This is a genomic window from Rudaea sp., assembly GCF_036383415.1.
GTDB lineage: Bacteria > Pseudomonadota > Gammaproteobacteria > Xanthomonadales > Rhodanobacteraceae > Rudaea.
In genome coordinates this window covers 1-6645 of record NZ_DASVOK010000430.1, presented here as the reverse complement: position 1 = coordinate 6645, position 6645 = coordinate 1, and the positions used below count along the sequence as shown (strand labels likewise).

The following is a 6645-nucleotide window of genomic DNA, read 5'->3' as shown; positions in this document are numbered from 1 at the left end:
TCTCGCTGTTCGGCGCGGTGCCGCTGATCGGCGACACGCTCGTGCAGTGGATCATGGGCGACTACAACCCGGCCGATGCGACCCTGAACCGCTTCTTCGCGCTGCACGTGGTGGCGCTGCCGCTGGTGCTGCTGCTGCTGGTCGTGCTGCACATCGCGGCGCTGCACGAAGTCGGCTCGAACAACCCGGACGGCGTCGAGATCAAGAAGAAGAAAGACCCGAACACGCACATCCCGCTCGACGGCATCGCGTTCCATCCGTACTACACGGTGAAGGACCTGTTCGGCGTCGGCTTCTTCCTGCTGATCTGCGCCTTCATCATCTTCTTCCAGCCGACGGTCGGCGGATGGTTCCTCGAGAATGACAACTTCATTCCGGCGAACAACCTGGTCACGCCGGCCGAAATCAAGCCGGTCTGGTACTTCACGCCGTACTACGCGATCCTGCGCGTGATCCCGAGCAAGGGCCTCGGCGTGCTGATGCTGCTGCTCGCCGTGCTCGCGCCGTTCCTGATCCCGTGGCTCGATCGCGGCACGGTCAAGTCGATCCGCTACCGCGGCCGCGGTTTCAAGATCGCGCTCGGCGTCTTCGCCGTCGCGTTCTTCCTGCTCGGCACGATCGGCGCCGGCAAGACCACCGAATGGATTCCGGAACTGTTCGGCGCGAATGCCGACCTGACCTTCATCGAGAACACGTTCGGGCGCCTGCTCACGGCGATCTATTTCGGCTTCTTCATCTTCCTGTGGGTCTACACCCGCTTCGGGTACGAGAAGACCAAACCGGTACCTGAGCGGGTGACCACCCATGCCTGAGTCGACGCGGACCCCATCCATCATGCAAAGCCTCATCGTAATGGCGCGCGGCGTCGCCGTGCTGCTGGCCGCGACGCTCGCCGGCTCCGCAGCGTGCGCGGCGGAAGGCGGGGAAATGGCGTCGGCGCAGGTCAACGTGTCGAATGTCGCCTCGCTGCAGCGCGGCGCGCGCCTGTACTTCAACTACTGCTCGGGCTGCCACTCGATCAAGTACCAGAGCTACTCGCGCCTGGCTGACGACCTCAAGCTGCCGCCCGACGAGGTGCTGAGCAACTTCGCCTTCACCGGCGCGAAGATCGGTGACCAGATCGTCTCGAACATGCCGGCGGACCACGCGCAGGCATGGTTCGGCAAGGCGCCGCCCGACCTTTCGCTCGAAGCGCGCGCGAAGGGCCCAGACTGGATCTACACCTACCTCAAGTCCTTCTACCTCGATCCTTCGCGTCCGGTTGGCTGGAACAACACCGTGTTCCCGGGTGCCTCGATGCCGAACGTGCTCTGGGAACTGCAGGGCACGCAGGTCGCGCACTACGCACCGGCCAAGCCGGGCGAAGAGCCGGCAATCGAGAAGCTGGAGTTGTCGGGCAAGGGCAAGCTGTCGGGCGAGGAATTCGATGCCGCCGCGCGCGACATCACCGCGTTCCTGCAGTACGTCGGCGAGCCGGCGGCGTTGAAGCGCGAGGCGGTAGGCGTGTGGGCGATCCTGTACCTCGCGTTCTTCACCTTCCTCGCGTGGCTGCTCAACAAGGAATATTGGAAGGATGTGCACTGAGATTCGAGTCTGCACATGATCTGACACAAAACCGGCGCTGCGGCGCCGGTTTTCGTTTTCAGGCTAGGCGTCGTCTTCGCGTAGGTGTAAATTGTTGCAATGACGTGGCGGTGAGCCACTGCAGCCGCCGACATCGGCTCCCAGGGGCGTGGGACACAGAGGGAAGTCGCAGCATGGTCTTGAATCCGCGATCGCGTACCGTTCTGACGCTGTATTCCTCGCGCGACGACGTGCAATGCCATCGAGTTCGCCTCGTGCTGGCGGCGAAGGGCGTGGCCCACGACTTCGTCGTGGTCAACCCGGCGTCGCCGCCCGAGGACCTCGTCGATCTCAATCCCTATCACAGCGTGCCGACCTTGGTCGATCGCGACCTCGTGCTCTACGAAACCGGCGTGATCTGCGAATATCTCGACGAGCGTTATCCACATCCGCCGCTGATGCCGATCGATCCGCTGTCGCGTGCGCGCCTGCGCCTGGGAATGGTGCGCATGGAGCGCGACTGGTATCCGTTCGTCGAGCAGATTGCCGCGGGCGGCCGTCCCGCCGATACTGCGCGCAAGCGTTTGCGCGAAACCCTGCTCGCGAGCCTGCCGCTGTTCAAGGCAGCCAAGTTTTTCCTCAACCCCGAGATGAGCCTTGCCGACTGCGCGCTCGCGCCACTGATCTGGCGCCTGCCGAGCCTCGGAGTCGAGCTGCCGCGCGAGGCGCGCGTGATCGACGACTACGGCGAGCGCATTTTCCGCAATCCCGGTTTCACCCGCAGCCTGACCGAAGAAGAGAAAGCACTGCGCTCTTGAGAAGCAACTTCTGAGCGCGTGCGAGACGACACCATGACCACCGCCACAATGACCTCCAACCGCCCGTACCTGCTGCGCGCCATATACGAGTGGATCGCCGACAACGGCATGACGCCCTACATCCTCGTCGATGCCAATGCACCCGGGGTCAAGGTGCCGAAGAGCTCGATCAAGGACGGCCGCGTCGTGCTCAATGTCGCCGCGCGCGCGGTCGCGCAGCTCGAACTCGGTGCCGATCGCGTGCGCTTCATGGCGCGCTTTGCCGGTGTTTCCCAGGCCGTCGAGGCGCCGATCAGTGCGGTCCTCGCGATCTACGCGCAGGAGAACGGCCAGGGCATGATGTTCCCGGCCGAGGATCAGACGGCTGCGCAGCCGCCCGGGTCGGCAGACACACCTGCCACTTCCGTCGCGCCTTCGGACCCGGCGCCGAAGAAAGGTCCGCATCTGCGCGTCGTGAAGTAACCGTACTCCGGTTCTCAGCTCAGGCGACGCGGCAACTCGATCACGTTCGAGCCGTGCACGACCGGTTGCGCCTCGGCAACGGGCAGGCTCCACGCGCGCAGGCGGCCATCGAGCATCGTCAGGCTGCCGCGATGGCGGTCGTGCCCGTCGATGCTGACTTCGAAACGATAGTTGCGACGCAGTCGCAAATGGCCGTCGCCATTGCGGGTGAACCCGAATCCGGCCAGCGACACGCTTTGGTCCAGCAGCTGTACGCCCGCCTTTGCGCAGAGATCGTGCCCGAGCGCGCGCGCGAGGTCGCGTGCCTTGAGCGCGTTCTGCCACAGCGCGAGCGCGGCGAGCAGCGAAATTACGGCAAGCATCGGACCAATCATCGCGCTAGTGTATCGATTGACGCTGATCACCGATACCGGACGCTGCCTTGCGTCGGGCCGGCCGCTGCGCAATAATGCGCGCCCCGCGCGATTTGCGCCGGGCAGAATGTCGCCAATGGCGTTCGACGGACGGTTAGCTCAGCGGTAGAGCATCGCCTTCACACGGCGGGGGTCGTAGGTTCGAACCCTACACCGTCCACCAAATATACAGATCGGTAAAAAGCAAAGCCCGCGTCTTGTGCGGGCTTTTGCTTTTTTTACCGGCGAATTATCTTTGCTCCTGATCTTCGCTCTGGCCCTTGCTCGAATCGCCGCCTTTGCGAAACCTCACCATTCTGCGCAACGCATCGCCGATCATCCCGAGCGAAGTCTTCACCGCATCGACCGACCAGTCGAGCACGCGTCGCTCGTCGACGCCGCTGAATGCGCGCACGACATCGGGCATGCCGGTGATCGGCGAGTCCTTCCATTTCGCCACGGCCTGCGCGCGCTTGCCGATCGCGTAGGTCACGCTCGCATTGCTCACTGCCGAGGAGACGATGCCGGCGATCGGCACGAAGCGCCGCGTGACCACGCCGCCGAGGCGACCGGCGAGACGATGCAACACGCCGCGCACGAGCACGTCGCCGGCGATGCTCGCGCTCGTGCCCATCGTCTGCACGCGCGTGATCAGTTCGTTGTGCAGAGTCGAGGGCAGTTTCAACGAGTACAGCGCGAACGTGTCCTCGACCAGCTCGCGTTGCACGCTCGCGAGGAATTTCGCGTCGAGTACCTCGCCGAAGACGAAGCCGAGCATGCGGCCGAGGCCGGGAATCGCCTCGATCGCCGCGGTCAGCGCGCCGGTCAGCGCGGCGCGCGTGACCTTGCGTCGGAGCAGGGCGACGAATTGCGCGTCGAGGTCGTCGGCGCGCGTGGCGGCTATCTGCGTACTTTTCCTGAGCGCCGGCAATTTGTCGGGCGATTCGCGTTTGATGCGCAGCATGGCGGCATGCTAGCGGAAATCGCATTCGTTCGCGCTGCGCGGCGGTTCGGTCATATGCGGGCAAGGCGGGCGCAACGATCCTGGGTTATTCTTGAGCGTTATCCGATTCCCGTGATTTGCCATGTCCGAACTCGCTGCCGCCGATCTGGATCGCCACGATACGATCCGCGCCGTGAACTATGCCGGCGGCGTGTTGCGCCTGCTCGACCAGCGCGAGCTGCCGTTCACCGAAACGCAGATCGAGTGCCGCAACGCGATTGAGGTGGCGCAGGCGATCAAGGACCTTGTCGTGCGCGGCGCGCCGGCCATCGGCATCGCGGCCGCGTGGGGCGTCGTGCTCCAGGCCGCGCGGCTCGAGGACGCCGGTCACCCGATCGGCACGGCCATGCTCGACTCGACGTTCGACACGCTGAATGCCGCACGCCCGACCGCGGTCAACCTCGCCTGGGCGCTCGCGCGCATGCGCGCGGCGCTGGTCGCGGCAAAGGGCGATGTCCTGTCCGTTCTGAGTGCCGAGGCGCGCGCGATCCAGGAGGAAGACCTCGCTGCGAACCGCAAGATGGGTGGCATTGGCGCCGGCTTTTTCGCCCACGGTATCGGCGTGCTCACCCATTGCAATACCGGCTCGCTTGCGACCGCCGGCTTCGGCACCGCGCTCGGCGTGATCCGCGCCGGATTCGCCGCAGGAAAAATCAAACAGGTTTACGCGGGCGAGACGCGGCCGTGGCTGCAGGGTGCGCGCCTGACCATGTGGGAACTCGTGCGCGACCGCATTCCGGCCAAGCTCATCGCCGACTCGGCTGCCTCGCACCTGATGAAATCCGGCGCCGTGCAATGGGTCATCGTCGGCGCCGACCGCATCGCCGCGAACGGTGACACGGCGAACAAGATAGGCACCTATCAGCTCGCGATCAGCGCCAAGCGCCACGGGGTCAAGTTCATGGTCGTCGCGCCGTGGTCCACCGTGGACATGGCGACCAAGCATGGCGACGATATCGAAATCGAACTGCGCGATCCGGCGGAACTGCTTTCGATCTCGGGCAAGCGCACCGTCGTCGACGACGCGGATGCATGGAACCCGGTGTTTGACGTCACCCCGGCAGAGCTGATCGACGTCATCGTCACCGAACGCGGCGCGATCGAGCGGCCGGATGTGGCTGGCATGGCCAAGCTCGCCGGCGCACAAGGCTGAGCGATGCGCCAGCTGCTTCTTTTCTGCGTCGGCGGCGTGCTCGGCTTCATCGTCGATGCAGGCGTGCTGCAGATTCTGGTCAGCGGCTTCGCCTGGGACCGCTTCAGTGCGCGCCTGATTTCGTTCCTGTGCGCGGCGACAGCCACCTGGCTGTTCAACCGCAACCTCACCTTCCAGGGCATGCGCAATCACTCACGCTTCGGCGAATGGTGGCGCTACATCTTCGCGATGAGCGGCGGGTTCGCCTGCAACTTCGCCACCTATTCGGCGCTCGTGCTCGCCTTCGACGTGGACGGCGCGCATCTGCCGCTCGCCGTCGCCGCGGGTTCCGTGGCCGGGCTCGGCGTGAACTATTTCGCCTCGCGCTACTGGATTTATCGCAGCAAGCCGCAGGCCTAGGCATACGCGCAGCACTTCGTCGCTCGGTCGCCGCCACGCGCGGAAATGACGGCGATTTTCACGTTTGTCGACGTCGTCTGAACGACGCATTTCGTTTCGTCAGCGCCGTATTTCAACCGATTGAAATCACAAGGGTTTTCCGGGTCGAAATTTCGCCGGAAGAACGCCTGCGTATGGTAGAATTGTGACACTCGAAATCGCCTGATTTCGCACCCGCGCGCAGCGTCGCGCCGAGCAGAAAATTTCCGGGAAAAATTCCACGATGGCGGATCTGGCCAAAGAAATCATTCGCGTCAACATCGAAGACGAAATGCGGCAGAGCTACCTCGATTACGCGATGAGCGTGATCGTCGGTCGCGCCCTGCCGGACGTGCGCGATGGCCTCAAGCCCGTGCATCGCCGCGTGCTCTACGCGATGCAGGAATTGAACAACACCTGGAACCGCGCCTACATCAAGTGCGCGCGCGTGGTCGGCGACGTGATCGGTAAATATCATCCGCACGGCGACCAGTCGGTGTACGACGCGCTCGTGCGCATGGCGCAGGATTTCTCGCTGCGCTATCCGCTCGTCGACGGCCAGGGCAACTTCGGTTCGGTTGACGGCGACAACGCCGCGGCGATGCGTTACACCGAGTGCCGCCTCGACCGGCTGACTTCGGAAATCCTCTCCGACCTCGACAAGGAAACGGTCGACTTCCAGCCGAACTACGACGAGAAGGATCTCGAACCGACCGTGCTGCCCGCACGCGTGCCGAACCTGCTCGTCAACGGTTCGGCCGGTATCGCGGTCGGCATGGCGACCAACGTGCCGCCGCACAACATCTCCGAGATCGTCGATGCCTGCATCGCCGTGAT

General features: G+C 64.3%; 9 protein-coding genes and 1 tRNA gene. 8 read left to right on the top strand and 2 right to left on the bottom strand.

Going from position 1 to position 6645, the window contains the following annotated elements; translation table 11 throughout:
- The 4 genes from VF497_RS15665 to VF497_RS15650 form a co-directional block, all read left to right on the top strand.
- A partial coding sequence (locus VF497_RS15665; RefSeq protein WP_330890406.1) for a cytochrome b occupies positions 1 to 812 on the top strand: 812 nt, incomplete at its 5' end.
- A 22-nt stretch (positions 813 to 834) separates the two neighbouring features.
- Positions 835 to 1584 carry a cytochrome c1 gene (locus VF497_RS15660; RefSeq protein ID WP_414706925.1) on the top strand — a complete coding sequence of 250 codons (750 nt, stop codon included), beginning with the start codon at positions 835 to 837 and terminating at the stop codon, positions 1582 to 1584.
- A 173-nt stretch (positions 1585 to 1757) separates the two neighbouring features.
- The gene (locus VF497_RS15655; protein ID WP_330890404.1) at positions 1758 to 2381 is read left to right on the top strand and encodes a glutathione S-transferase N-terminal domain-containing protein; all 624 of its coding nucleotides are present in this window, start codon (positions 1758 to 1760) and stop codon (positions 2379 to 2381) included.
- A 33-nt stretch (positions 2382 to 2414) separates the two neighbouring features.
- The gene (locus VF497_RS15650) at positions 2415 to 2843 is read left to right on the top strand and encodes a ClpXP protease specificity-enhancing factor (RefSeq protein ID WP_330890402.1); all 429 of its coding nucleotides are present in this window, start codon (positions 2415 to 2417) and stop codon (positions 2841 to 2843) included.
- Between the two features lie 14 nt (positions 2844 to 2857).
- On the opposite strand, the gene VF497_RS15645 is transcribed toward VF497_RS15650, so the two are convergent.
- Entirely contained in the window at positions 2858 to 3205 is a 348-nt protein-coding gene (locus tag VF497_RS15645) for a DUF3301 domain-containing protein (protein ID WP_330890400.1), read from the bottom strand.
- A gap of 139 nt (positions 3206 to 3344) precedes the next feature.
- Here VF497_RS15645 and VF497_RS15640 point away from each other — a divergent pair.
- Positions 3345 to 3419: transfer RNA gene (locus VF497_RS15640), tRNA-Val, on the top strand.
- A gap of 66 nt (positions 3420 to 3485) precedes the next feature.
- Here the strand turns inward: VF497_RS15640 and VF497_RS15635 are convergent.
- Positions 3486 to 4199: a hypothetical protein gene (locus VF497_RS15635; RefSeq protein ID WP_330890398.1), complete on the bottom strand. Its 714-nt coding sequence runs from the start codon at positions 4197 to 4199 to the stop codon at positions 3486 to 3488.
- A gap of 121 nt (positions 4200 to 4320) precedes the next feature.
- On the opposite strand from VF497_RS15635, the gene mtnA reads away from it, so the two are divergent.
- The 3 genes from mtnA to VF497_RS15620 form a co-directional block, all read left to right on the top strand.
- Complete coding sequence (gene mtnA / locus VF497_RS15630) at positions 4321 to 5391, top strand: S-methyl-5-thioribose-1-phosphate isomerase (RefSeq protein WP_330890396.1); 1071 nt, start codon at positions 4321 to 4323, stop codon at positions 5389 to 5391.
- A 3-nt stretch (positions 5392 to 5394) separates the two neighbouring features.
- Positions 5395 to 5790, top strand: a complete 396-nt coding sequence (locus VF497_RS15625) for a GtrA family protein (RefSeq protein WP_330890394.1) — start codon at positions 5395 to 5397, stop codon at positions 5788 to 5790.
- A gap of 262 nt (positions 5791 to 6052) precedes the next feature.
- Positions 6053 to 6645, top strand: a 593-nt coding sequence (locus VF497_RS15620) for a DNA gyrase subunit A (protein ID WP_330890391.1), incomplete at its 3' end; no start/stop codon positions are given.